20 protein-coding genes are annotated in these 24735 nt (G+C 72.3%); 5 read left to right on the plus strand and 15 right to left on the minus strand.

Features of this window, described 5'->3' with window-relative positions; genetic code table 11:
* The first annotated feature begins 162 nt into the window (after positions 1-162).
* Complete coding sequence (locus ACIRPH_RS16795) at positions 163-2082, plus strand: endonuclease/exonuclease/phosphatase family protein (RefSeq protein WP_402915121.1); 1920 nt, start codon at positions 163-165, stop codon at positions 2080-2082.
* 3 nt (positions 2083-2085) lie between these two features.
* Here ACIRPH_RS16795 and ACIRPH_RS16800 read toward each other — a convergent pair whose 3' ends face one another.
* The 6 genes from ACIRPH_RS16800 to purS all read right to left on the minus strand — a co-directional run bounded on the left by ACIRPH_RS16800 (position 2086) and on the right by purS (position 7505).
* Complete coding sequence (locus ACIRPH_RS16800) at positions 2086-2325, minus strand: hypothetical protein (RefSeq protein ID WP_402915124.1); 240 nt, start codon at positions 2323-2325, stop codon at positions 2086-2088.
* A 210-nt stretch (positions 2326-2535) separates the two neighbouring features.
* Entirely contained in the window at positions 2536-4830 is a 2295-nt protein-coding gene (gene purL / locus ACIRPH_RS16805) for a phosphoribosylformylglycinamidine synthase subunit PurL (RefSeq protein ID WP_402915126.1), read from the minus strand.
* Between the two features lie 72 nt (positions 4831-4902).
* Complete coding sequence (locus ACIRPH_RS16810) at positions 4903-5430, minus strand: hypothetical protein (RefSeq protein ID WP_402915129.1); 528 nt, start codon at positions 5428-5430, stop codon at positions 4903-4905.
* 31 nt (positions 5431-5461) lie between these two features.
* A complete protein-coding gene (purQ, locus tag ACIRPH_RS16815; RefSeq protein ID WP_267947600.1) occupies positions 5462-6157 on the minus strand; it encodes a phosphoribosylformylglycinamidine synthase subunit PurQ in 696 nt (231 codons plus the stop codon).
* A gap of 388 nt (positions 6158-6545) precedes the next feature.
* Entirely contained in the window at positions 6546-7016 is a 471-nt protein-coding gene (locus ACIRPH_RS16820; RefSeq protein WP_402915132.1) for an ATP-binding protein, read from the minus strand.
* 243 nt (positions 7017-7259) lie between these two features.
* On the minus strand, positions 7260-7505 hold the full coding sequence (gene purS / locus ACIRPH_RS16825) for a phosphoribosylformylglycinamidine synthase subunit PurS (RefSeq protein WP_267947602.1): 246 nt from the start codon (positions 7503-7505) through the stop codon (positions 7260-7262).
* A 291-nt stretch (positions 7506-7796) separates the two neighbouring features.
* Between purS and ACIRPH_RS16830 the strand changes: the two genes are divergently transcribed.
* From ACIRPH_RS16830 to ACIRPH_RS16845, 4 genes are all read left to right on the plus strand, one after another.
* Positions 7797-8420, plus strand: coding sequence for a sigma-70 family RNA polymerase sigma factor (locus ACIRPH_RS16830; protein ID WP_402915134.1), 624 nt, complete (start codon positions 7797-7799; stop codon positions 8418-8420).
* Between the two features lie 762 nt (positions 8421-9182).
* Positions 9183-10298, plus strand: a complete 1116-nt coding sequence (pdhA, locus tag ACIRPH_RS16835) for a pyruvate dehydrogenase (acetyl-transferring) E1 component subunit alpha (RefSeq protein WP_402915137.1) — start codon at positions 9183-9185, stop codon at positions 10296-10298.
* A gap of 3 nt (positions 10299-10301) precedes the next feature.
* Entirely contained in the window at positions 10302-11282 is a 981-nt protein-coding gene (locus tag ACIRPH_RS16840; protein WP_402915138.1) for an alpha-ketoacid dehydrogenase subunit beta, read from the plus strand.
* 21 nt (positions 11283-11303) lie between these two features.
* On the plus strand, positions 11304-12704 hold the full coding sequence (locus ACIRPH_RS16845) for a dihydrolipoamide acetyltransferase family protein (RefSeq protein ID WP_402915139.1): 1401 nt from the start codon (positions 11304-11306) through the stop codon (positions 12702-12704).
* Between the two features lie 284 nt (positions 12705-12988).
* Here ACIRPH_RS16845 and ACIRPH_RS16850 read toward each other — a convergent pair whose 3' ends face one another.
* The 9 genes from ACIRPH_RS16850 to ACIRPH_RS16890 all read right to left on the minus strand — a co-directional run bounded on the left by ACIRPH_RS16850 (position 12989) and on the right by ACIRPH_RS16890 (position 24714).
* Entirely contained in the window at positions 12989-14896 is a 1908-nt protein-coding gene (locus tag ACIRPH_RS16850) for a serine hydrolase domain-containing protein (RefSeq protein WP_402915141.1), read from the minus strand.
* A gap of 266 nt (positions 14897-15162) precedes the next feature.
* Complete coding sequence (locus ACIRPH_RS16855) at positions 15163-16092, minus strand: AEC family transporter (RefSeq protein ID WP_402915143.1); 930 nt, start codon at positions 16090-16092, stop codon at positions 15163-15165.
* Between the two features lie 137 nt (positions 16093-16229).
* Positions 16230-18662, minus strand: a complete 2433-nt coding sequence (locus ACIRPH_RS16860; RefSeq protein ID WP_402915146.1) for a protein kinase — start codon at positions 18660-18662, stop codon at positions 16230-16232.
* A 95-nt stretch (positions 18663-18757) separates the two neighbouring features.
* A complete protein-coding gene (locus tag ACIRPH_RS16865) occupies positions 18758-19114 on the minus strand; it encodes a hypothetical protein (protein WP_402915148.1) in 357 nt (118 codons plus the stop codon).
* 14 nt (positions 19115-19128) lie between these two features.
* On the minus strand, positions 19129-19422 hold the full coding sequence (locus ACIRPH_RS16870) for a WXG100 family type VII secretion target (RefSeq protein ID WP_267947611.1): 294 nt from the start codon (positions 19420-19422) through the stop codon (positions 19129-19131).
* A 46-nt stretch (positions 19423-19468) separates the two neighbouring features.
* Positions 19469-19804 carry a hypothetical protein gene (locus ACIRPH_RS16875; RefSeq protein ID WP_402915150.1) on the minus strand — a complete coding sequence of 112 codons (336 nt, stop codon included), beginning with the start codon at positions 19802-19804 and terminating at the stop codon, positions 19469-19471.
* A gap of 309 nt (positions 19805-20113) precedes the next feature.
* Positions 20114-21253 carry a hypothetical protein gene (locus tag ACIRPH_RS16880; protein WP_402915152.1) on the minus strand — a complete coding sequence of 380 codons (1140 nt, stop codon included), beginning with the start codon at positions 21251-21253 and terminating at the stop codon, positions 20114-20116.
* A 288-nt stretch (positions 21254-21541) separates the two neighbouring features.
* Positions 21542-22051, minus strand: coding sequence for a hypothetical protein (locus ACIRPH_RS16885; protein WP_402915155.1), 510 nt, complete (start codon positions 22049-22051; stop codon positions 21542-21544).
* An 86-nt stretch (positions 22052-22137) separates the two neighbouring features.
* On the minus strand, positions 22138-24714 hold the full coding sequence (locus ACIRPH_RS16890; protein WP_402915158.1) for a hypothetical protein: 2577 nt from the start codon (positions 24712-24714) through the stop codon (positions 22138-22140).
* Positions 24715-24735 lie beyond the last annotated feature (21 nt).

The following is a 24735-nucleotide window of genomic DNA, read 5'->3' on the forward strand; positions in this document are numbered from 1 at the left end:
GCGCCCCCGCCCCGTCGGTCCGCCCTCACCGGGACGGGCCCCGGCCCGCCGCCCCGCCCGGCGGCGCCGCGCGTGCCGGTCCGCGGAGATCCGCTCCGCCCCCCTTGCCCCGCCGGGCGCAAGACATGAGAATCGCTCATGTTCGTCGAGGAGCGGAGGGCTATGCGCCAGGACCGGGTCGCCACGGCGGTGGGGACGGTCCTGTTCCTGGACGCCCTCCGGGTGTTCCTGCCGTCGCTGATCACCCTGTTCGGGCAGGCCGGATCCACCAGCCCCGCGCTGATGGGCGCGTACGCGCTGGCCTGGTTCCTGGCGCCGTTCCCCTTCGTGCTCCTCGCGCGCGTGGTGCCGCCCGCGACCACGGCCTTCGCCGCCGCCGGCCTGATGGCGGCGGGCCGCCTCGCACTCCAGGCGACCGACGGCGGGGACGCCCAGCTCTACGCCGCCTCCGCCACGGTCGGCGCCGGAACCGTGTGGCTGGCGTGCACGGCGGCGGCGTCGGCCGTCGACGGCCGCCTGCGCGGCGCCGGGGTGATGACCGGCGTGGTGGCGGGCGTCGCCGCGAGCGCGGTCGTCCACACCCTCGTCGGCACGGTCGACCTCGTGTGGCGGCCGGCCCCCGTGGCGTGGGGGCCGGCCGCCGCGGAGGTCGCCCTCTTCGCCCTCCTCCTCTTCCGCGTCCGCGGGACCGCGCCCTCCCCGGCCCGCCCGGCCCCGGCCCGCGCCTGGCTCGCCCTCGGCCCGCTCCTCTTCCTCAGCGGCCTCCACACGGCCAACCCGGCGGTCGGCCAGGCCCTCGCGGAGTCGCCCCTGGGGGCGGCCGCCGTGGCCACCGCCGCCGTGCTGTCGGTCGCCGCCGCACTGCATCCCCGTGCCCTCTCCGGCCGCCCGTGGACGGTGCTCGCGGTCCTCCTGGCCGCCCTGCTCTGCCTCTGGTGGGCGGCCTCCTCCCCGGGGGCGCCCGGCACGGGGGCCGCACCCGCCCTGGTCGCGGTGCTCGTCGGCCAGTGGGCCCTGGCCGCGTGCGCGGGCTGGGCGGTGCGCCCCGTCGCGGCGGGCGCCACGGCCACGCGCACCGGGCTGTCCGCCGCGACGGGCCTCCTGCTGCTGGCGGTCCTGGTCTTCGCGTTCTACGCCTCCTACGACCTGTACGCCCCCAACGGGTACGTCCCGTTCGTCGCGCTGGCCGTGCTCGCCGCCGCCGCGGCCTCCCCCCGCAGGGCAGCCGCGGAGCCCCGGCGGGCCCCGGCCCGGCGCCCGCTCGCCGCCGTCGCCGGGGTGGGCGCGCTCACCCTGGCGACCACGGCCCTGCACCCCCTGACCGCGGCGCCCGCGCCCGCGGTCGACGCCCCGGGCGACGGCCTCCGGGTCGCGGCCTACAACGTGCGCATGGGCTACGGCATGGACGGCCGCCTCGCCGTCCGCGAGCAGGCCGAGGCCCTGCGCGGCCTCGCCCCCGACATCGTCGCCCTGAGCGAGGTGGACCGGGGGTGGATGCTCAACGGCGGCCACGACGGGCTGTCGATGCTCGCCGCGGAACTCGGCATGACCGCCTACTGGGGGCCCGCCGACGGGCCGTTCTGGGGGGACGCCGTGCTCACCTCCCTGCCGGTCTCCCGGCAGAGGACGCACCGCCTCACGCCCGGCGGCCCCACGGGGGCGCAGGCCCTGGAGGTGACCGTGGACTGGGAGGGCGCCGAGGTCACGGTGGTCTCCACCCACGTCCAGCCCCGCGATCACGGCTTCGGGGACGACGGCTCGCGGCAGCAGTTGCGCGACATCGCCCGGATCGCCCTCGACGCCCGGAACCGGGGCGCCCCCGTCGTGGTCGCCGGAGACCTCAACGTCGAACCCGGCAGCACCGCCTGGCCCCTGCTCACGGAACACGGGCTCACCGACGCGTTCGCCGGCGCGCGGCCCTTCCCCACGCTCTCCGGGGAGACCGGCTCCGACCGGCAGATCGACCACATCCTGCACACGGGGGACCTGGAGGCGGCCGACCCCGCCAACCCGGACCTGCCCCACTCCGACCACCGTCCGGTGGCCGTCACCCTCTCCCCGGCGCAGGGCGCCCGGGGCTGACGGTCAGGAGCGCGGCCGCTCGTACCTCAGGCGCCGGTCCACCCAGTACACGTTCACGCAGGTGCCGACGAACCCCGCGACCAGCAGGACGACCAGCCACGCCTCGGCGTCCCAGGCCAGGGCCAGGACCAGGCCGACCAGCATCACCAGGGCGCCGAACACGGCCAGGACCAGCCGGAACCCCAGCGCGCTCGCAGGGCGCTCGGGGCTGCCGAGCGGGCCCTTCAACCTGCCTCGTCGCATATCGCACCACCCCCCTCCACCAGTCCTACCCCAGGACCGCCGGGTCCCTCCCCCGACCCGGCACTTCCGGACGCGCCGCCGACTGTCGGGAAGCCCGTACACGCACGAGCAGACCCCTGGAGGATTTCCTTGGGAGCCGGTGACCGAAGGTCGGCCGGGACGCGGAGGCGGGGACGCCCGACAGGCGCCCCCGCCTCCGCGGAACCGTGGCTACACGCCGCTCATCAGGGCGGGCAGCGCCGCCTCGTAGGCCTCGCGGAGCTCGGCCAGCGGGACCTCCACGGCGCCGCCGGGGTGGGTGACCGACAGGGAGTCGCCGCCCACCACGCCGATCTGCTCGACCGGGACGCCGTGCGAGCCGGCGAGCGCCACGAACGCCTCCTCCTCGCCGGGCCGGACCGCGACGACCGCCCGGGCGCCGGACTCGCTGAACAGGGCCGTGAAGACGTCGCCGTCCACGGTCACCCGCACGCCGTGGCCGCCGCGCATCGCCGACTCGGCGAGGGCGACCCCGAGGCCGCCGTCCGACAGGTCGTGCGCGGCGTCGGCCAGTCCGCTCTCGGCGGCGGTGGCCAGCACCTCGCCCAGCGCGGCCTCGGCGGCCAGGTCCACCCGGGGCGGCAGCCCGCCCAGGTGGTCGTGGATCGTGTCGGCCCACGCGGACCCGCCGAACTCGGGCCGGGTCTCACCCAGCAGGAACACCCGGGCGCCCTCGGAGCCGAAGGCGGTCCGCAGCCGGGAGCGCACGTCGTCGATCACGCCGAGCACGCCGATGACCGGCGTCGGGTTGATGGCCACGTCGCCCGTCTGGTTGTAGAAGCTCACGTTGCCGCCGGTGACCGGGGTGCCCAGCTGGAGGCAGGCGTCGGCCAGGCCCCGGGTGGACTCGGCGAACTGCCACATCACCCCGGGGTCCTCCGGCGAGCCGAAGTTGAGGCAGTTGGTCACGGCCAGCGGGCGGGCGCCCGTCGCCGCGACGTTGCGGTACGCCTCCGCGTACGCCAGCTGCGTGCCCGCGTACGGGTCGAGGCGGGTGAAGCGGCCGTTGCCGTCGGTGGACAGGGCCACGCCCCGGTGCGAGTCGTCGGCGATGCGGATCATCCCGGCGTCGTGGGGCGTGGAGACCACCGTGTCGCCGCGCACGTAGCTGTCGTACTGCTGGGTGACCCACGTCGGGTCGCCCACGCCGGGGGCGCCCAGGACGCGCAGCAGCTGCTCGCGCAGCTCGGCGTCCGTGCCGGGCCGGGCCAGGCCGGCGGCGTCGTCGGCCTGCAGCGCGTCCTGCGAGGCGGGGCGCGCGTACGGGCGCTCGTAGACGGGGCCCTCGTCGGAGGCGGTCCGGGGCGGCATGTCCACCACGGTCTCCCCGTGCCAGGTCATCACGAGGCGGCCGCCGCGCGCGGCCTCCTCGGCCGTGACGTCGGTGACCTCGCCGATCTCGGTCGCCAGGATCTGCCACTTGTCGCAGACCGCCAGGAACTCCTCCATCTTGGAGGGCTCGACGATCGCCATCATGCGCTCCTGCGACTCACTCATGAGGATCTCCTCGGGGGTGAGCCGGTGGTCGCGCAGCGGCACGCGGTCCAACCGGATGTTCATGCCGCCGGTGCCGCCCGCGGCGAGCTCGGTGGTGGCGCAGGAGACGCCGGCCGCGCCGAGGTCCTGGATGCCGACGACCATGTCCTTCTCGAACAGCTCCAGGCTGCACTCGATGAGGAGCTTCTCCATGAACGGGTCGCCGACCTGGACGCTGGGCCGCTTGGCGTGGGACTCGTCGTCGAACGTGGCGCTGGCCAGCACCGAGGCGCCGCCGATCCCGTCGGGGCCGGTCGTGGAGCCGAACAGCACGACCTTGTTGCCCGGTCCCGGCGCCTGCGCCAGCTTGATGTCCTCGTGCTTCATGACGCCCACGCACAGGGCGTTGACCAGGGGGTTGCCGATGTAGCCGGCCCCGAAGCCGATCTCCCCGCCGATGTTGGGCAGGCCCAGGCAGTTGCCGTAGAAGGAGATGCCGGAGACCACGCCGGGCAGGACCCGCTTGGTGTCCTCGGCGTCGGCGGGACCGAACCGCAGCGCGTCCATCACCGCCACGGGGCGGGCGCCCATCGTGAGGATGTCGCGGACGATGCCGCCCACGCCGGTGGCCGCGCCCTGGTGCGGCTCCACGTACGAGGGGTGGTTGTGCGACTCGATCTTGAACGTGACCGCGCGGCCGTCGCCGACGTCCACCACGCCCGCGTTCTCGCCCATGCCGACGAGGAGGGCGTCGTTCTCGGGGGCCTTCTCGCCGAACTGGCGCAGGTGCACCTTGGACGACTTGTACGAGCAGTGCTCGCTCCACATGACCGAGTAGATCGCCAGCTCGGCGGAGGTCGGCCTGCGTCCCAGGATCTCCCTGACCCGCTCGTACTCGTCCTTGGCCATGCCCAGCTCGGCGTACGGCTGCGGGGTGTCCGGGTTCTCGTGCGCCACGGCGACGGTGTCGAGGCCAGGTACTTCAGACATGCGTGGTTCCGTTCGGGATGTGCGGATGTGGGCCGGGCCGCGGCGTCCGCCGACCGGCGCGGGAGGTCGTGGTCAGGGGGTGGCCGGAGCCTGTTCGGCGTCGCCGAGCATCAGCATCGCGGAGGCGTCGGCCGTGTCGTGGGAGGAGGTGTCGGCCAGCAGGTGGTCGCCGTCGGTGAGGAACGCCTGGCCCTCGGGAGCCTCCTGCGGGCTCTGCTCCTCCCACCCGTGTTCGGCGAGGTGGGCGAGGACCGTCTCGACGGACTCGCGGGAGTCCTCGGGCAGCTCGCCGTCCTCGGTCAGGACCATCACGAGGCGGACGCACTCGCTCTGCTCGCAGTACACGTCGGCCTCGGGGTCGGAGACGTAGGACAGGCCCGCCGGGGCCTGTCCGAGCACGTCCACGTCCGGCGGGGCGTCGGGGGCGGGGCCCTGTCCGCCCTGCCCCTCCTGCCCCTGGCCCTGCGGCGGGGCCGCGGGAGCGGTGGGGGCGGAGCCGATCGCGTTGAAGAGGCCGAGCCCCGCCGAGACCACCAGGCCGACGATGACCACGGCGGCGAGGATGAACATCGTGTTTCGGGAGCGCAGCAGCGCCATCATCGCGAGGACCGTCCCCTGTTCGGTGTGCGGGTCAGGCGTTCACCGGCGAACCGGCGGCCATGTGGCTGAGGATCGAGGTGAAGAAGCCGAGACCCTCGGTCGAGGGACCGGTGAGGGCCTCGACGGCGTGCTCGGGGTGCGGCATCAGGCCGACGACGTTCCCGTGCTCGTTGGTGATCCCGGCGATGTCCCGGCGGGACCCGTTCGGGTTGCCGCCGACGTAGCGGACCACGACGCGGCCGGTGGCCTCCAGCTCGTCCAGGGTGGCCTCGTCGGCGACGTAGCTCCCCTCGCCGCTCTTCAGGACGACCAGGATCTCCCGGCCCTCGGTGTAGTCGCCGGTCCACGCGGTGCCGGCGTTCTCGACCCGGAGCACCTGGTCGCGGTTGACGAACCGCAGCGAGGCGTTGCGGGTGAGGGCCCCGGGGAGCAGGTGGCTCTCGCAGAGGATCTGGAAGCCGTTGCAGATGCCCAGGACCGGCAGCGCGCCCGAGCGGGCGGCCGGGACCAGTTCGGACATCAGCGGCGCGAACCGGGCGATGGCGCCGCAGCGCAGGTAATCGCCGTAGGAGAAGCCGCCGGGCAGGACGACCGCGTCCACGCCCTTGAGGTCGGCGTCCGCGTGCCAGAGCGAGACGGGTTCGGCGCCCGCCAGCGCGACGGCGCGCGCGGCGTCCTTGTCGTCGAGGGAGCCGGGGAAGGTGACGACGCCCACACGGGCTGTCATGAGCACACTCCGAGAGGTTGGGATCCGCCCCCGCGTACACGGGGAGCGTTCGGCGAGGAGATGCCGGTGCCTGGCCCCGCCAACCGGGGGCGGGGGCTTCCGCACTCCGCAGCGTACCCGCTCACCTGTGCTCGGGTACGACGGTCACCCCCTCCGGGCGGCCCGCTCCTGTGTGATCCTCCCAGTGGGAACCACCGGGACGGGGGTCCGCGTGTGCGACCCCACAGGAACCGGCCCCGTGCGGGGACGGCGGGGGGCTTCCCGCGCCGACCGCGACGCGGGGCGCGGGGGCGGGACCGCGGCGTGGTGTGCGACACATCCGACGGGCCCGGGGATCGGCTCCGGACGCACCGGACCCCGCGCGGACGGTGCGCGGGGTGCGGCTGGTTCAGAGCAGGGCGAACCTCGCCTCCGGGACGTGGCCCGCGGCCGACGCCTCGTCGCACAGGGCGACCCGCTTGCGCAGCAGGACCGTCGTGCGGGGCTCCCCCTCGAAGGCGACCTCGTCCATCAGGAACCGCATCAGTAGGATGCCCCTTCCGGATTCTGAGTCCAGACCCGGAAGGGGCATGTTGTCCGTGGTGAACCGCTCGGCGACGGCCTCGGGGTCCGGCGCCCTGCCGGTGTGGGATATCCGCAGTTCACACCAGTGTCCCCCCAGCTCCGCCTCGACCACGTAGTCGCGGGCGGGCCCGCCGTGGTCGATGGCGTTGGCGCTGGCCTCGGAGACGGCCAGCAGGACGTCGTCGGCACAGCTCCGGCAGAGGCCGGCCCTGTCGAGCAAGGTGCCGAGGACGTCGCGTACCACGGAGACCGTGTACGCCTGCCTTGGCAGGGAGATCGAGAAAACGGTGTCCATCCGTAAACCTCTCGTACTCCGTTGTCGTATGCAGCCCGGCACGGTAAAGAACCTTCCCGAGGGCGGCCGGAGTAAAACGAACAGCCGCGCCCCCTGGGGACGCGACTGGTGGTTTATGGACACTTCCGACACCCGGGACACTCGGGGCCTGCTCGGTGCCACCCGTTTTCCGAGGTCCGGGCCGGTCGCCGGCGTGACGCCGGTGTCCGGTGTGCCGGATCTCACGGGAGGCGGGCCGGGGGCTCAGGCCTCGACGCGGACCTCGAAGTCCTCGATGACGGTGTTCGCGAGGAGGGTCTCGGCCAGGCGGCGGACGTCCGCGAGCCTGGCGTCGTCCACCTCGCCCTCGACCTCCACCTCGAAGCGCTTGCCCTGGCGGACCTGGCCGATCCCCTCGAAGCCGAGACGGGGGCAGGCCCCGGCGATGGCCTGGCCCTGGGGGTCCAGGATCTCGGGCTTGAGCATGACGTCCACAACGACGCGGGCCACAGGGTCCTCCACAAGGAAACGGTTGTGCCGCATGTGCCTGCGGCTGGCGGGCCACACCCACCGGACCGGCCGGAGGGGGCGACGCAAGCGTACGGCACGCGGGAACGGGTATGGCTCGGGACCAGGTTCTGACCAGGCGGCACGCCGGGCTTTTACCGCACGCTTAACAGTGCCGGGGACGTTTTCGGTACGTTCGTGACTCGTATCACGCGCATTGATGTCATCATTGAGAGCACGTGGTGGCGTCTAACAGTGTGGAAGTAATCGTCCGGTCGTCACGGAGGGGGAATCTTGACGACTATCGAAATGGACCAGGCCTCCACGACCGGCGGACCCGGGAGCGAGGACCAGACGCTGGACTTCGCCACCGAGGTCACGCCGTTCGCCGACCAGCTCTATCCCACGGCGCTGCGGATGACCCGCAACCCGGCGGACGCCGAGGATCTCGTGCAGGAGACCTTCGCGAAGGCGTTCGCCAATTTCCACCAGTTCCGTGCGGGTACGAATCTGCGTGCCTGGCTGTACCGGATCTTGACCAACACCTTTATCAACAGCTACCGCAAGAAGCAGCGCGAACCGCGCCAGGACACGACCGACGAGATCAAGGACTGGCAGCTGGCCGCCGCCGAGGCGCACACGTCCTCGGGCATGCGGTCCGCCGAGAACGAGGTCCTGGACCACCTGCCGGACTCCGCCATCAAGCAGGCGCTCGCCCGCCTGCCGGAGGAGTTCCAGGAGGTCATCTACCTCGTCGACATCGAGGGCTACGCCTACAAGGAGGTGGCCGAGCGCATGGGGACCCCGCTGGGGACGGTGATGTCGCGCCTGCACCGGGCCCGCCGCCAGCTCCGCGAGATGCTCTCCGACTACGCCCGCGACCGCGGCATGCGCGTTCCGGCGCAGGCCGCCGACTAGGCCGCGCGCGGCACCGAGGACCCTGGTCGGGGGCGGGCCGGCAAACCCGCCCCGAGGTCTTTTCGGTCCCCCGTACCCGTCACCCGTGGCCGGTCCCGGCCGTGAGCCGCCCGGTCCGAGCCCCGTCGGCGCGCATGCCCGCCGGGGCGCCGCCGTCGCCGGGCGGACCGACCCGTCGCCCGACCGCCGACGACCGCCGACGGCCGCCGACGAGCCGTCCCCGCCGGCCGGCGAGCCGGGCCCCGAACGGCCCCGGCCCCCCAGGCGACCTTCGGACCGCCGCTCCCGCGGACCCGCCCGCGCGCCCTCTCCACGCTCCGGAGGCCCGCGCCCCGCGCCCCCTGCGCCGACCACCCCGCGCCCCGCCGGCCTGCGTTCCCTCCGCTGTCGCCCCGCGCCGGTCGCCCACGGGCCTCTGCGGCGCCGTCCGAGCCCCGACCGGTCCGTACCGCCTCTTCCGACACACCCGAACGGAGGACCCGTCCGGGCCTCGCGCGCCCCGCTCCGACAAGCGTCCACAAAGTTGTTGGAAGACCTTGTACATGCTAGGAAGCCCTGGTAATCGGGTCGGCCGGCCGTCGTGGATCATGGGGCCCACAGCGTAAAAGGTGACGCCGAGGGCTTGCGCTCTCCATAGTGAGGTCTGTCACGATATGGGGAGGGCTGTCCGCCCTCACCCACCACCCCCGGGTGAGACGGACCGTGAAACGGCCGATCAGCGTTCACCCACGCGAACCCGGCCCCGAGAACCCGAGGAGCGACGTGTCGGACACCACCGCGCACGAGGAACCGGAGCTCATCCAGCTCCTGACACCGGAAGGGGAGCTCACGGGGCACCCCGACTACCCCCTGGACATCGGCGCGGAGGAGATCCGCGCGCTCTACCGAGACCTCGTCCTCGTACGCAGGGTCGACAGCGAGGCCGTCTCCCTCCAGCGCCAGGGAGAACTGGGCCTGTGGGCCTCACTGCTCGGCCAGGAGGCCGCGCAGATCGGCTCCGGCCGGGCGCTGCGCCCCCACGACATGGCGTTCCCCTCCTACCGCGAGCACGGCGTCGCCTGGTGCCGCGGCATCGAGCCCAAGGAACTGCTCGGCATGTTCCGCGGCGTCACCAACGGCGGCTGGGACCCCCACGAGCACGGCTTCCACCTGTACACGATCGTCATCGGCAGCCAGACCCTGCACGCCACCGGCTACGCCATGGGCGTCCAGCGCGACGGCGCCCTCGGCGAGGACGGCACCGCCGTCATCTCCTACTTCGGCGACGGGGCCACCAGCCAGGGCGACACCAACGAGGCGTTCAACTTCGCCTCCGTGAACAACGCCCCGGTCGTGTTCTTCTGCCAGAACAACCAGTGGGCGATCTCCGAGCCCCTGGAGCGCCAGTCCCGTGTGCCGATCTACCGGCGCGCCGCCGGGTTCGGCTTCCCGGGCGTGCGCGTGGACGGCAACGACGTCCTCGCCGTCCTCGCCGTCACCCGCGCGGCCCTGGACAACGCCCGCGAGGGCAACGGCCCCACACTGGTGGAGGCGTTCACCTACCGGATGGGCGCCCACACCACCAACGACGACCCCAGCCGCTACCGGGCCTCCGCCGAACTCGACGAGTGGAAGGCCAAGGACCCGATCCTGCGCGTCCGCCGCCACCTCGAGCTCAACGGCCTCGCGGACGAGGAGTTCTTCGCCTCCGTCGACGCCGAGGCCGAGGCCATCGGCGAGCAGGTGCGCACCGAGTGCCGCGCGCTGCCCGACCCGGAACCGCTCGACATCTTCCACGAGGTGTACGCCGAGCCCAACGTCCACATCGACCGGCAGCGGTCCGAGTTCGCCGACTACCTGGCCTCCTTCGAGAGCGCCGGCGCGGAAGGGGGCCGCTAGGCCATGGGAACCAGCCTCACGATCGGCAAGGCCATCAACGCCGGCCTGCGCGCGTCCATGGAGCACGACCCCAAGGTCCTCGTCATGGGCGAGGACGTCGGCAGGCTCGGCGGCGTCTTCCGGGTCACCGACGGCCTGTACAAGGACTTCGGCGCCGACCGGGTCATCGACACCCCGCTCGCCGAGTCCGGCATCGTCGGCACCGCGATCGGCATGGCCATGCGCGGCTACCGCCCCGTGGTCGAGATCCAGTTCGACGGGTTCTTCTTCCCGGCGGCGAACCAGACCTTCACCCAGCTGGCCAAGATGCGCAGGCGTTCGGCGGGCACGCTTAGCATGCCCGTGGTCATGCGGATCCCCTACGGCGGCGGCATCGGCGCCGTCGAGCACCACAGCGAGTCCCCGGAGGCGTACTTCACGCACACCTCCGGCCTGCGCGTGGTCTCGGTGGCCAACCCCGAGGACGCCTACTGGATGATCCAGCAGGCCGTCCGCTCCGACGACCCGGTCGTCTTCCTGGAGCCCAAGCGGCGCTACTACGAGAAGTCCGAGGTCGACACCGGGGCCTCCATCGCCGAGGCCGTCCCCATGGGCGCCGCGCGCGTGGCCCGGCCCGGAACCGACGTGACCCTGCTCGCCTACGGCCCGATGGTCAAGACCGCCCTCCAGGCGGCCGAGGCCGACACCGAGCACTCCATCGAGGTCATCGACCTGCGCTCCCTCTCCCCGGTGGACTACCCGACCGTGGTCGAGTCGGTGCGCCGGACCGGGCGCCTGGTCGTCGCCCACGAGGCGGTCCTCACCGGCGGCCCCGGCGCGGAGATCGCGGCCCGCGTCACCGAGGAGTGCTTCTACCACCTGGAATCGCCGGTCATCCGCGTCGCCGCCTTCGACACCCCCTACCCGCAGTCGCGTCTGGAGGAGTACTACCTCCCGGACCTCGACCGGGTTCTGGACGGGGTCGACCGGGCGTTCGCGTACTAGGGATCGGGGAAACCGAAGCACATGGCGATTCAGAAGAGTGCGCCCGCCGTCGACGGCGTGCAGTCGTTCAGGCTGCCGGACGTCGGCGAGGGGCTGATCGAGGCCGAACTCCTCAGCTGGTACGTCAAGCCGGGTGACGAGATCAAGGTCAACCAGATGATCTGCGAGATCGAGACGGCCAAGGCGGTCGTCGAGCTGCCGAGCCCGTTCGCGGGCACGGTGCGGGAGCTGTTGGCCGAGGAGGGCCAGACGGTGGACGTCGGCGCGGTGATCATCACCGTGGACGACGGCACCGGCGGCTCCGCGTCCGGTGCGGAGGACGGCGAGGACACGGAGGTGCGGGAGAAGCCTCTGGTCGGCTACGGCGAGAAGGCGGCCCCCACACAGCGCCGCGCCCGCCGGCGCCCGTCCCCGCCCGCCCCGTCGTCACCGCCCCCGCCGCCGTCGGCGGCGCCTCCGGCGCCCGCCCCCGCCGCGGTCGAGGCCCCGGCCCCGGCCCCGGCCCCGGTGTCCGGCCCCGCGGGCCGTCCGCTGGCCAAGCCCCCGGTGCGCAAGCTCGCCAAGGACCTCGGAGTGGACCTGGGGTCCGTCGCGCCCACCGGCGACGGCGGGATCGTCACCCGTGACGACGTCCGCGCCGCGGCTGAGGCCGTCCGGGCCCCGGCGCCGGCCGAGCCGCAGCCGGAGGCCGCTCCGGCGGCCCCCGCGGACCGGTCGGCCCGCGAGCGGCGCATCCCCGTCAAGGGGGTGCGCAAGCACACGGCCGCCGCGATGGTCGGCAGCGCGTTCACGGCGCCGCACGTCACCGAGTTCCTCCAGGTGGACGTCACGAAGACGATGAAGGCGGTCGCGCGCCTGCGGGCGCGGCCCGACTTCGCCGACGTGCGCGTGTCGCCTCTGCTGCTGGTCGCCAAGGCGCTCCTCATGGCGGTCCGCCGCCACCCGGAGATCAACGCCGCCTGGGACGAGGAGAACCAGGAGATCGTGGTCAAGGACTACGTGAACCTGGGGATCGCGGCCGCCACCGAGCGCGGACTGGTGGTGCCCAACGTCAAGGACGCCGACGCCATGACGCTGCCGGAGCTGGCGGCGGGGCTCAAGCGGCTGACGGACACGGCGCGGGCGGGGAAGACCAGTCCGGCCGACATGTCCGGCGGTACCGTCACCATCACCAACGTCGGCGTGTTCGGCGTGGACGCGGGCACCCCGATCCTCAACCCGGGCGAGGCCGCGATCCTCGCCTTCGGCCAGATCCGGGACATGCCGTGGGTGCACAAGGGTGAGCTCAAGATCCGCAAGGTGACGACGCTGTCGCTGTCCTTCGACCACCGGCTGGTCGACGGCGAGCTGGGCTCCAAGGTGCTGCGGGACATCGGCACCGCGCTGGAGGACCCCGAGCTGACCGCTCTGGCCTGGGGCTAGGCTCCGCCCCCGCGCGGCGCCCGACCCGGCCCCCGGCCGGTTCGGGCGCCCCGGGACCGGACGGTCGCGGCCGCCCCCCGGGAGGCAAGGCATCCGGCCGCGGGCACACGGCACAGGTGAGGGGCCGGTGCGCGCGAGCGCACCGGCCCCTTCCCGCGAGGAGGACCCGCCCCCCAAGGGGGAGGGGGCGGGCCCGCACCGTCAGTATTCCCCCGGGAGGCCCGCCGACACGCGGGATCCCGGTAGCCGGGCGCCGGTCCGGCGGCCCCGCGGCCCGGGCCGGGTCAGGACAGGCCCCACACGAAGCCGTACTGGGCGCCCACCGCGACGAACACGGCGGCGGCCACCGCGACCAGGGAGAGGTGGACCCGTCCGGCCGTGCTCAGCCGCCCCCGCGCCCAGGCGGTCGCGGCCACGGCGGCGGTGGCCAGGGCCAGCGGGACGGCGGCGGCCAGGGGCGCGGTCAGCATGAGGGACCCACCGAAGATCCACTCCTCCACCTTGTGGGGGGCGACGAACAGGCCGTACGCGAGGATCCCGACGCCGGCGTAGCAGGCCAGGGCGGTCAGCGACCCCAGCACCCGGGCGACGACGGTGAACCGGTCGCGGGCCCGGCGGAACTGGACGAACGCGGTGAACAGGACCAGCAGGGAGGCCGCCGCGGCGACGCCGTGCGTGAGGGGGCTGGTCAGGAACGTGGTCCGCTCGTAGACCTGCGTGGGGTTGGAGCCGGTGGCGAGGGCGACGACCTCGCCGTCCTCCTCCAGGAAGACCAGCTCGTCCCCGCCGTTCTCCGCGACGAAGCGGCCCTCCCCCGCGGGGAGCCAGCGGTCGTCGAGGGCCATCCCGCCGCCGACCGAGAGCGTCCCGTCCCCGCCGTCCCGCACGACCATGTTGTCGAGGAGGACGCTGAGCCGGGCCGGTCCGCTCCCGGCGCGCCGACTGGTGATGTAGCTGCCCGTGTACGGGCCGAGGTCGGCCCCCGGGTCGGCCTCGCCGGCCGGAGGGGCCTGCGGGGCGAACGTCTCGGAGAACGCGGAGGACACGGCCATGCGCAGGTCCAGCATCGGGTTGGCCTGTGTCTCCGGCGAGGTGTCGTCGCCGTTGACGGCGACGAACAGGCCCGCGCCGATGGCGGGGACCAGCGTGTAGCCGGTGTGCATGCCCACCAGGTCCCCGCCGTGGCCGACGACGGGGGAGTCCCCGCCGCGCCACTGGTACGTGCCGTAGCCGATCGACGCCAGCTCGGGGTGGACCTCGAACTGCCGGTCCGTCATCAGAGCGGGGACGCTCTCCGGCAGGACCCGTTCGCCGTCGAGCTCACCCCCGCCGAGCAGGGCGAGCATGAACCGGGCCATGTCGTCGGTCGTGGCGAGGGCGGCGCCGGCGGGGGTCGCGGACACGTGCAGGTCCTCGGGGACCGAGCCGTCCGCCAGGTGGAACGAGGGCAGGTCGAGGGACCCCCGGGCCTCGTGGACCTGGACGAACCCGCTGTCGGCCATGCCGAGCGGCCCCAGGACGGCCTGCTCCACGAACTCGTCGAAGGGGACCCCGCTCACCTCCTGGGCGATGAACCCGGCCAGCCCCGACCCGTGGTTGGAGTACGCGGGGAACCGGCCCGGCTCGTAGAGCTGTTCCGGCTCCCTGGTGCGGGCGACCCCGTCCAGGGTGAGGTGCGCGGCGGTGTCGCTCGCGAACGGGATGTCGACCAGCTCCTCGAAGCCGGCGGTGTGGGTGAGCAGGTGGTGCATGGTGATGCCGTCGGTGGCGAGCCGGGCGTCCTCGGGCAGGTAGGCGTTGACGTCCTCGTGGAGGTCGATCTCCCCGCTGTCCACCAGGGTGAGGACCGCCGCGGCCGTCAGGGACTTGGAGACCGAGGCGAGGGGGAAGACCTGGGCGGTGTGGTCGAGGGGGGTGCGCTCGGCCAGGTCGGAGTAGCCGTGGGAGGCGGAGGCAAGCTGCTCCCCGCCGCCGACGACGGTGACGGCCACCCCGGGGGCGCCGTGCTCCTCCAGGAGCTCGGCGACACGGGTGTCGACGAACTCCCGGGCACTCTCGGCGGTCAGCGGGACGGGCTCGGCCGCGGGAACGGCTCCGACCGCGGCGGCGGCGGGGGCCGCGCCGGGCAGGAGCGCGGCGGCGATCATCAGGGGCGCGGCCAGAAGGGGGAGGGCGCGGGGGACTCGTTGCATGTGTGCTCCCGGGAGGTGGTCTTCCTACCCCTCGAACCTAGGTTTCCGGGCTCCCGGGAACACTGGTGCGTCCGGGCGTTCCCGTACTACAGCCAGCACTACCGGGGAGGGGGCGGCAGGCGCCGGGACGGCGTGCGCACCGCGCGGCCCACGCGGTGGCGGGGCCCGCGGACGCCGCTCCGGGCGGCCGGGCCGAGCCGCGGCGCCTCACGCCGGCGTCCGGCCGGGCGCACCGCGCGGACGGCCGCCGGGCCCGGCGGGGAGGCTCAGCCGAGCAGGAACGCGACCGCGATCAGGACGGGGACGGTGAGGAAGGTGGACAGCAGCACCACTTCGCGCACCATGTTCTCGCCGACCTCGTACTGGACCGAGTACGTGAACACGTTCTGGGCGGTGGGCAGCGACGCCAGCACCACCACGGCGAAGAGCGACGGCCCGGTCAGCCCGAACGCCAGGGCGCCCAGGGCCCACGCGGTCAGGGGCAGGACCACCGACTTCAGGACGACCCCGAACAGGACCTTCGCCCGGTCGGGTCCCCGGCCCGGCAGGCCCCCGCCGTGCAGGGAGATGCCGAACGCCAGCAGCATCGCCGGGACCGCCATGCCGCCGAGGAGCTCGAAGGGCTCCAACAGGGGCTCGGGCGGCTCCCAGCCGGACAGGGACAGCAGCACGCCCGCGAGGGAGGCGATCACCACCGGGTTCCGGAAGGGGGTGCCCAGCGCGCGGCGGAGCACCGGGCCGAACCCGCGGACCTCGCCCCGGCTCAGGTCCATGACGGTGAGGGCCACCGGAGCCAGGAAGAGGAGCTGCATGAGCAGGATGGGCGCGACCAGCGAGGCGTCGTCGAGGACGTACGCGGCGATGGGGATGCCCAGGTTCCCCGCGTTCACGTAGACGGCGGACAGGGTGCCGACCGTGGTCAGACCGACGCCCCAGCGCCGCACCGCGCCCACGGCGATGAAGAGGACGGCGACCAGGGCGACGCTGAGCGCGCTGACCAGGACCGGACCGGAAGCGAGGAGGGACAGGTCGGTGTCGGCCAGGATGGTGAACATCAGCGCGGGGCCGGCCACGAAGAAGGCCAGCTTGCTGAGGACCTCCTTGGCCCCCGGGCCCAGGATGGGCAGACGTCCCAGCATGTAGCCGATGACGACGATGCTGGCGATGACGCCGAACCCGATGATGACCCCGGACAAGGGACGGCTCCCAGAGTAGACGCGCGGCTGAAGTCAGCAAACGCTATCCGAGGACGTTCTCGCCCGGTATGCCCCCCGTCACAGGCGGACGGTCGGGCAGGGCGGCGCGGTGCCGCCGGACCCGCCGGGACGGGGGGTCAGTCGGCGGCAGGGGGGCTGGGCGAGGGCGACGGTTCGGCCTCCTCCTCCGCCTCCCGCTCCTCCTCCTCGCGCTGCCGCTCCTCCTCTTCCTCCTCCAGGCGTTCGGCCTCCGCCCGGTCCGCGGCGCGGGTCGTGCACACCTCGTCGGAGGGGGCGGACGCGCCGTCCACGGCGACCACGGTGAAGCAGTACTCGACCGCGGCGACGGCCGTGACGACCTGGGCGGACACCACGCCGGGACCGGTCCTGGCCAGGGTGGCCGGGGGGTGGTCCCGGGGGCCGCCCAACACGAAGAACGAGGCGGTGCCCCCGCTGTTGTCCGTCCAGGCCAGCTCGACGGAGCCGTAGTTGTCGGACAACAGCACCTGCGACGGCGCGGAGACCTCCGGCGGCGCCTCGGGCGCGACGACCTCGTCCGCGGCGGGGTCCTCGGCCGGGGCCTCCGGCTCGGGCTCCTCGGCCGCCGCCGTCACCGCGGGCTCCTCGGGGCCGGTCGCGGCGAACACGCCGGAGACGCTGGTGGCGAGCAGGATGCCGCAGACGGTGACGCCGATGTGGAGGTGGCGGCGCCAGCGCCCCTGGCTCCGTTCCCCGTCCTGGGAGGGGGACCACACGGGGACGTCGTCCTTCTCGTCCGGGGCCCGGTCCACGGGGAGGAAGGAGGACTCGGCGGTGCCGGTCCACCCCTCCAGCCGGGACCAGGCGCGCAGCGGGGAGATCTCCTCGCCGCGCATCTTGGCCATCATGATCTCGGCCGTGCCGCCGGCGTCGAGGGCCGGGAGCCTGCTCCCCTCCAGGCCGGTGGGGCGGCGCAGCGGCGCACGCCGCTCCGGAGGGGACTGGGGGCCGGTGGCGGGGCGGGCGCCGCCCGGAGGCGTGCCGTGCGGGCCCGTGGCCGGCGGGGGAGCGACGGGAAGCGCCGCGGGTCCGTGCTGGGCGGCCGGCGGGGCCTGGGGCCCGGTGGGTGCGCGGCGGGCCGTCGGGTCGCCTGGGGCCCAGGGGGCCTCAGGAGGGGCCTGGGGCCCGGAGGGCACACCGTGGGGGGTCTGTGGGCCGGACGGTGCGTACGCGGGGTACGGGGTCTGCCCGGCGTCGGCCTGCGGTGCCCGTGGACCGGTGGGCGCGGCGTTCGGCGGGGTGTGCGGTCCGGAGGGTGCGCGGTGGGCCGTCGGGTCGCCTGGGGCCCAGGGGACCTCAGGAGGGGCCTGGGGTCCGGAGGGCACGGAATAGGGGTTCTGTGCTCCGCCGGGCGCGGAGAGGGGGGCACGCGGTCCCGTGGCGGGGACCTGTGGGCCGGACGGTGGAGCCTCGGGGGCCTTGGGCGGGGCCGGGTCCGACCCGGGGGAGGCGGGGGGCGCCTGCCGTGCGCCGTGGGAGCCCTGCGGGCCGGTGTGCGGGACCGCAGGGGCGTGCGGAGGGGTGTTCGGCCCGGTGGTCCACGGGGCCACCGGAGCGTGCGAGGTCTGGGGGCCGCTGGGGAACCACTGCGCGGCCGGGGGCTGCGGTCCCGACGGGGGCGCCTGGGGTCCGGTCGCCGGGACGGCCGCGCCGCCCGCCGGCTCCCGCGTCCCCGGGAGGGGGGCCTGGCCGCCGGTGGAACCGGCCGACGGCGCGGCGGACCGGGCCGTGCGCGCCTGCTCGAACGCCGCGGCGAACGCCGACGCGTTCGGGAAGCGCTCCTCGGGGAGCTTGGCCAGGGCACGGGTGAGCACGCCGCGCAGCTTGCGGGAGACGTCCTGCCGGGGGACCGGGCTCGGCTCCTCCGAGAGGACCCGCTCCGCGTACGTCCGGGCGTCGAACGGGCCGCCGTCCGTCGGAGAGAACGGCGCGTGCCCGGCGAGCATCGTCCAGACGGTGGAGGCCAGCTGGTAGACGTCGGTCGCGGGCGTGCGGGCCTCGCCGCGCAGCACCTCCGGCGCCGCGTGCAGGAAGGCCTCCGTGCCGGGGGCGGGCGGGGGCAGGGCCTCACCGGACCGCTGGACCGAGCCGAAACCGGTCAGGACCGGCGTCCGCCCCGCCCGGAGGATGTTCCCCGGGCAGACGTCGTTGTGCAGCAGGCCCCGCCCGTGCATCGCCCCCAGCGCCGCCGCCGCGCTCCGGGCGACGGCCGCGGCCTCCTGCACCGGCGCGGGCCCCCTGCGGACGAGCATGTCGCCGAAGGAGCCGTCCGGGTAGAACGGCAGGACCACGAACACGTCGCCGTCGGCGGTGGTCCCCGCGTCCAGCAGCGGCACCACGCCGGGCACCCCGGCGAGGTCGCGGAGCTGGTTCAGCTCGGCACGGCCCAGGGCCTCGGGGAGGACCTTGAGCACGACGTCGGCACCGCTGGTGGAGCGCGTCGCCCGGACGATCCGGGCGCGCCGCCCCTGGTGGAGCAGTGCGGACGTGTCGTACCCGGGCGCCCAGGGGGCGTGCTCGGAGCCGGACACGGGAGGGCGACCCCCTTGTGGCGTTCGTGGTGGAGGGTTTCCCCCGCCTCTCGGGCGGAGGGGGGCTGGGCCCGGAGGCACCGGTGTCACGGGTGCTACGGGATGGGGGACACGTCGGTGAGGGGGCTCTGGATCATCTGCTGACGGGTGGTGTTGCCCCACCCGCGTTCCTCGTTGACCTCCTGCTGCCGGCCGAAGGCCCCGACGAGGGCGATGACCCCGCAGATCAGCGCGACCAGGATCAGGCCGCCGATCACCGCCGGCCACACCTGCTGCCTGCGGCGCCAGTAGCGGCTCGACCCGTACAGCAGTGCCGACCGCAGCTGCCGGTGCCGCAGGGCGTCCGCCTGGAGGACGTACTTCTCCTCGTTGGGCGTGTAGTGGAACGCCTCGGGGAGCTGCGGGTCCGGATCGGGGGAGGCCGGCGGGGACGTCGGGGTCGGGGAGGACATCGCCGCTCAGCCTACTAGAACAGACCGTCGAGGTACTTGGTCAGCCGACCGTAGTTGTCCGCGGTGTTGCTGGTGGCCGCGATCACCTTCGCGAAGGCCGAGTTGACCTCGGAGAACTGGGTGTCGAACTCCGACGCCTTGGCCTGGAACTGGGCGCTGCCGGAGCCCTCCCACTGGCTGACCGTCGACTCCGACTGCTCGTTGATCTGGCTCATGATCGCGGAGAAGCGGCCCAGGTGGGCCTGCTGGTCCTCGGCCAGGCCCTGGAGGCCGGCGACGTCGCCGTACACGTCGAACTGGGAACCCATGGGGGAAAGCCTTTCTGGAGGGAGGAGCGGGGAGAGGTACGGGGGCTCAGACGTTGACCGGGCGGCTGAGGCCGCCGAGGTCGTTCCCGGCCTGCGAGTACTCGGCGCTGGAGTCCGTGTCGGTGACGTTGAACTCCTGCTGGCCCTCGTTGAGCTTGATGCCGTTCTGGCTGCACCAGGTCATGAGCTCGTCGAAGCGCTCGGTCAGCTGTTCGCGGGCCAGGCGGAAGTCGGTGAGCGCCTGGCCCTGGAGGGAGTCGGCGTCGTTGACCATGTCCTGGATGAGCTGGTTCATCTGGGTGCGGAGGCCGTCGGACTCCTGCCCGAGCTGCTCACCGCCGGTGGAGAGGCTGTTGACGTTTTCAAGACCGACGTGCGACATCTGGACCTTTCCGGAAAGTCGGGTGGGGTTCGCCCTCCGGCCCCTGTTCGCACGGGGAAGCGTGTGGTCACAGGAGGAAGGGGAGGATACGGACGATAGTAAGGATCTCACCTCTCGGTCAACGGAGGTGCGCGTCTCGTGACCTCGGGCGGCGGGCAGGGGAACCCTGCTCCCGCGGGGCCCGGCGGACCGGAGGCGCATCGATCCACCCCGGACGGGGGTTTCCCGGCCCCCCGCCCCGGTCCGACCGGGGGCGGAGGCGGAGGCGGCTGGCCGCTTCCGGCCACGTGCGGGGATGCGCTGGGGGCCTCAGGAGGAGGGGGACTCGGAGGGGGCGGCGCCGGGTTCGCCGGCCGCCGGCTCCGTCGCCCAGCGGACCGCGAGGGGCCACCCGTCCATGGACGCGTCGTGGAAGCGCGGGAAGGCCTCGGCGGTCCCCTCCACGGAGCCGTCCGCGAGATCCACCCGGTACCAGGACTCACCGGTCTGGAGCAGGACGGCCTCCCGCCCGGGGGCGGGCGCGTACTGCTCGACCGGGCCGTCGGCCTCCTCCAGCAGCCGTGTCGCCCGGTGGCCCTGGCCCTCGACCGTCACCAGGTACGCCCCCGGCGGCGTGTCGGCGCCGCCCGCGGTGTCCGGGCGCAGGAGGGCGGTGCCCTCGCCCCACACCGGGGCCCCGTCGAAGGTCTGCCACTGGCCGCCGTCGGCGTTGAGGGTCGCGTTCACCACGCTGCCGTCGGTCTGCCGCACCACGAGGCTGCCCCCGCCCGAGGCGTTCATCTGCTGCGTCTGCACGCTGTTGCGGATGTGCAGGGCCCCCTCGGGGGTGAGGGTCCAGTCACTGGGCCGCTGGGCCTCGCCCAGGGCGAGGCTCCCCTCCTGGTTGGGGGTGCCGGTGGGGGCGTCCAACGGCACCGACAGGACCTGGGGCGGGGCCCCGTCCTGCTCGTTGTCGGACACGAACCAGAGCCGGTCGCCGTGGATGACCGGCTGCGACAGGACCTCGCCGGCGGCCGGGGCGACGGTCTCGACCGGCTGGTAGGAGACCTCCTCCACGTCGGCCTGCCCGGCGTCCTCCGGGTCGGTGAGCACGGCGACGTTCACGGCGTTGGGCTCCGTGGTCGCGTACGCGAAGAACGCCCAGTCCTCGGAGAACTGCGCGTGCACGGGGACCGACGGGGCCATGGGGTCGACCGCCCCGTCGGGGAGAGCGATCCGGTGCAGCGGCTGCCCCGTCGCGGGGTCGTGGAACACGAGGACCTGGTCGGTCTCCGGGTCGCCGCCCTCGAACCCCCGGTGCAGCAGGGCCAGCCCGGTCAGCCCCTCCTCGGCCAGGTCCTCGACCGTCTCGGCGGGACCGTCGGCGCCGCCGGACGTGTTCGTGCAGGCGGTGAGGGCGGCGAGGGCGAGCAGGCACACGGCCGGGGTCAGGGCGGGGGAACGCCGCATGGAGCTGCCTTTCGGGGAAGGTCGGTGGCGGAGGTCGGGGAAGGTGCACGGGGGCGGTGGCAGAAGGGTGGGATCACTCCGAGGGTGTCATGGTTCGTTTCCCGACAGCGCATCCAGGACCGGGTTCGCCCGGGACACGGGCGCCGGGGCGGCAGCGCCCCCCGGAGCGGCCGCCGACGCGGTGGTCGGCGTCACGGGGGCGCGGTCCATGGCCGGATCCGTTCGTCCGAGGCCGCTGGCGACCGACCCTCCCGCCCTGACGAGGTGTCGTCGAAAGAGGCCCCGTCATCAGTTCAACTCGCCTGTGCCGCAGTCGACGTAGTCGGTGATGCTCTCCTCGTACTCTTCAGCCGTTTCGTAGGCCTCCCAGAACTCGTCGGTGTAGCCCTCGACGAACTCGTCCCCTGCGACGGGCTCTCCGCACCAGGCGACCTCATTGCCCTCCATAGCTGCGGCCAGAGCGGAGTCCAAGCGGTTGACGAGGGTGACGGCCTCGGGTGTCCACTCGTCCTTGTCCAACTCCACGCGGTACCCGTCCTCTCCCTCCTGGACGATGCCGGTGGCGAACAGCCGCTCGACGAGGTCGCCGGTGTTGTCCACGACCTCCTGCGGGTCGCCTTCGGTCATCATGCGGTCGAGAGTGCGCACCCGTACCTCACGTTCGACCCAGAAGTAGGGGATGTACTCGGGGGACGAGCTCTCCTCGGGGGCGGGCTCGCCGGGGGGTGCTTCGGCGTCCCCCGGCGTGCACGCGGCGAGGATCAGGGAGGACAGAACGGCCGCCGACAAGATGGGCAACCGGTGTTTGCGGTGGGACAACGGGTACTCCGTGGTGTGTCGAGCCAGGACAGGGGATCGGCGGGACGGTCGGATTTCGCCAAACTTCAGTTGGCTTCCTCCTCCGGTGCCTGGCTGGCAAAGAAATCTCGGGTTGCATTGTAAGCGCCCGTGTAGTCGGGAACGAACTCAGCGACGTACGAGGCGCCGCTGGCCTCCTCGTCGCCGACCGTTATGTCGACCTTCTTCAGAACGTTCCTGATGGCACTGTCCATGGTGTCGAGTTCTACCATTTCATTGGCTGACCACTCGCTGGGGTCCTTCTCGATTCTGAGTGTGACGGAATCATCGAAGAAGAAATCATCGTCGATATCATCAGAGTCGACGGGTCCCCCGTTGTTTTCGATGGTCAATGCGCCGCCGTCCACCAGTGTGCGCAGGTCGTCGAGGTCTGTAATTTTGTTCAGTTCCCCCGGGTGGGTTCGGCTGACGAAGTCGAACGTCTCCAGACTGAAGGTGCGTTCGATGTGCTCGTCCGTGGTGTAGGTGGGGAAGCGCGGAGAGACCTCGTATTCGCCATCGATGATGGCCTGTACGATGCTTTCCTGACCCAGTTCCATGCCCTTGGCCACGGCAGTGCCGATGACGGGGATCTTCTCCGAGAGGCTGCCGGCCTCACCGACGATGAAATCCGCGATCTGAGTCCTGCGTTCGATTTGGTAATCGAGGTCTTCGGTGCGTTTCTGGGATTCCATTTCGAGCGCCTGCTCCAAAAGAGCCTGCAGCTGGCCGGTGCCGCGAGCGCTGCTGGGAGAGTCGCCGGACTCCAGATAGGCGATGGATTCGATCTGCTGGTAGAAGTCCACCGAGTTGACCACATGGCCGGCCGACTCATCGTTGCCCATGAGGTACTGCATGTACATCGCACGCTCCTGGGGACCCATTTGTACCAGACCGGTGTCGTGCTCGTACTGGCCGATGCCCTCGACAGGTTCGCGTTCGATGTCGTAGATGTCGCCGTTGGCGAAGCTGTAGATGTGGGCGTCGAAGACGTCCGCCAGGCTGTCCGCGAGTTCCCCGTTGAACTGGGTGAAGGAGGCGTCGGCGTAGTCGTTTTCCCCTTCGGTGACGTTCACGCCGGTTTTGGTGAGAGCCTCGTACACGTCGGGGTCGGTCATGATCTCCATGAAACCGGCAAAACCGTTCCCTGCTCGTATGACCTTTTCTTCGTCGGTGCTCGTGAAGTCTTCAGCGATCCAGTTGGTCAGCTGGCGTGCGGTGGCTCCCTGGTCGTGCCACTCATAGGAGAGAAGTCCTTGGACTGCCTGTTCCCGGAAGGAGTCATGGTGGTCGAGTCCGAGCTCCGGGACGGGTTGGGGGTGGTCTCCGGTGAGCACGTAATAGTTCGAGTCCTCGTTCCGGGTCCCCACGTCGACGAGCGCGGCGAGCTCCTCGGAAGTCAGCCAACCACCTTCCACCTGACTGCCCCAGAAGTAGTTGTAGGAGCCGGTGGACATGGTGAGGTTGGTTGAGAGGGTGTAACCACCCTCGAGTTCATCACTGGTGTGGGAAAGGAATTGCGCCAGTGCCTGGGCGTCCTCCTGATAAGTGGACATGTGGTAGACCGGGTCGTTCGGGTCGGTGCTGAGGAATGGCCCTTCGGAAGCCGTTCTCACGCTCTCGGGAAGGAGTTCGTAGCCGCCCCCTAGCTCGTTGTCGGAGAGTACGAGCAGACCGTCTCCGAGCATCCCGAGGGCATGCTCCCGCTCTTCGTCGGTCATGTGGCCGCCCTCCATCCACCCCGGGACAGAAAGAACTCCGGCCTGGCTCCCACCCCCCTCCAGTTCCAACTGGGTGTAGAATGTTTCAAGGAAATCGATGGTCTCGTTGTCGAGCCTCTCGCCTTCGTTCTGAGAATGCCTGGCATTGAGGCTGATCATGCTCAGTGTGAGCATGAGTTCGTGGTAACGGTCGTCCAGGGGCTTGTCGCCGGACCAGTAAGGGGCCAACTCCTCTGCGGTTTCTTCTGCGCTCTCCGGAGTGAGATCTTGGTTGATGTCCAGGTACTCCGACGGGTTGATGCTCGCGAACCCCCAGTCAGCGTTCCCGCCGTCCACAAGTTTTTGGACGTTGATTTCCGTTGGGCCCTCGCTGAGCATGGTCGCGATTTCTTCTGCGCGCTCTTCGTGTCGACTCATGTTCAGTCGAGCCCGCTCTCGGAGACTCGACCGGGTCTCGGAGAGTTCGTCATACAGGTCACGGGCCCTGTTGGCATCCCAATCGATAAGAGACCTTTCGGGATTGTGGGCGCTGATGTAGGTAATGCCTTCCGGGACTCGTCCTTCTGCTGAGCTCTTGGCCTCTCTCCAGGCCTCGTAGATGGCGTTGTACTCGTCCCAAAAATCCTGGATGCACTCGGACCACCTGTCGGCCACGCCGACCAGGAATCTGATGTTGGTGGAGGCGTCGACCCAGAGTTGGTAGTCTTCCTGGCCCGCGAAGGATATGTTCCAGGCGATGATGTCGGTGAACTGCTGTGCTGCGGAGTCGAAGCTTCCACTCAGGTCGTTTGCCCGTCCCAGGAGGCGGGCCTCCAGGACCTCGAATTCTTCCTTCAGGGAATCGGCGGTGTGGGTGTAGTCATCGATTTTGTCCTGGGTGAAGCCGATGGTGAATACGCTCATCGCTCATCTCGAGTTCGGGGG

The sequence above is a fragment of the Nocardiopsis sp. NPDC101807 genome, from assembly GCF_044766605.1.
Lineage (GTDB): Bacteria > Actinomycetota > Actinomycetes > Streptosporangiales > Streptosporangiaceae > Nocardiopsis > Nocardiopsis tropica.

What these genes read in the sequence shown, in the direction of transcription:
- ACIRPH_RS16870 (WP_267947611.1), bottom strand. Translation starts at nt 19,422, where the DNA reads ATGGGTTCCCAGTTCGACGTGTACGGCGACGTCGCCGGCCTCCAGGGC.
- ACIRPH_RS16845 (WP_402915139.1), top strand. Translation starts at nt 11,304, where the DNA reads ATGGCGATTCAGAAGAGTGCGCCCGCCGTCGACGGCGTGCAGTCGTTC.
- ACIRPH_RS16890 (WP_402915158.1), bottom strand. Translation starts at nt 24,714, where the DNA reads ATGAGCGTATTCACCATCGGCTTCACCCAGGACAAAATCGATGACTAC.
- ACIRPH_RS16810 (WP_402915129.1), bottom strand. Translation starts at nt 5,430, where the DNA reads ATGATGGCGCTGCTGCGCTCCCGAAACACGATGTTCATCCTCGCCGCC.
- ACIRPH_RS16820 (WP_402915132.1), bottom strand. Translation starts at nt 7,016, where the DNA reads ATGGACACCGTTTTCTCGATCTCCCTGCCAAGGCAGGCGTACACGGTC.
- purL (WP_402915126.1), bottom strand. Translation starts at nt 4,830, where the DNA reads ATGTCTGAAGTACCTGGCCTCGACACCGTCGCCGTGGCGCACGAGAAC.
- ACIRPH_RS16880 (WP_402915152.1), bottom strand. Translation starts at nt 21,253, where the DNA reads ATGCGGCGTTCCCCCGCCCTGACCCCGGCCGTGTGCCTGCTCGCCCTC.
- ACIRPH_RS16850 (WP_402915141.1), bottom strand. Translation starts at nt 14,896, where the DNA reads ATGCAACGAGTCCCCCGCGCCCTCCCCCTTCTGGCCGCGCCCCTGATG.
- ACIRPH_RS16840 (WP_402915138.1), top strand. Translation starts at nt 10,302, where the DNA reads ATGGGAACCAGCCTCACGATCGGCAAGGCCATCAACGCCGGCCTGCGC.
- ACIRPH_RS16865 (WP_402915148.1), bottom strand. Translation starts at nt 19,114, where the DNA reads ATGTCCTCCCCGACCCCGACGTCCCCGCCGGCCTCCCCCGATCCGGAC.
- purQ (WP_267947600.1), bottom strand. Translation starts at nt 6,157, where the DNA reads ATGACAGCCCGTGTGGGCGTCGTCACCTTCCCCGGCTCCCTCGACGAC.
- ACIRPH_RS16800 (WP_402915124.1), bottom strand. Translation starts at nt 2,325, where the DNA reads ATGCGACGAGGCAGGTTGAAGGGCCCGCTCGGCAGCCCCGAGCGCCCT.
- ACIRPH_RS16795 (WP_402915121.1), top strand. Translation starts at nt 163, where the DNA reads ATGCGCCAGGACCGGGTCGCCACGGCGGTGGGGACGGTCCTGTTCCTG.
- ACIRPH_RS16875 (WP_402915150.1), bottom strand. Translation starts at nt 19,804, where the DNA reads ATGTCGCACGTCGGTCTTGAAAACGTCAACAGCCTCTCCACCGGCGGT.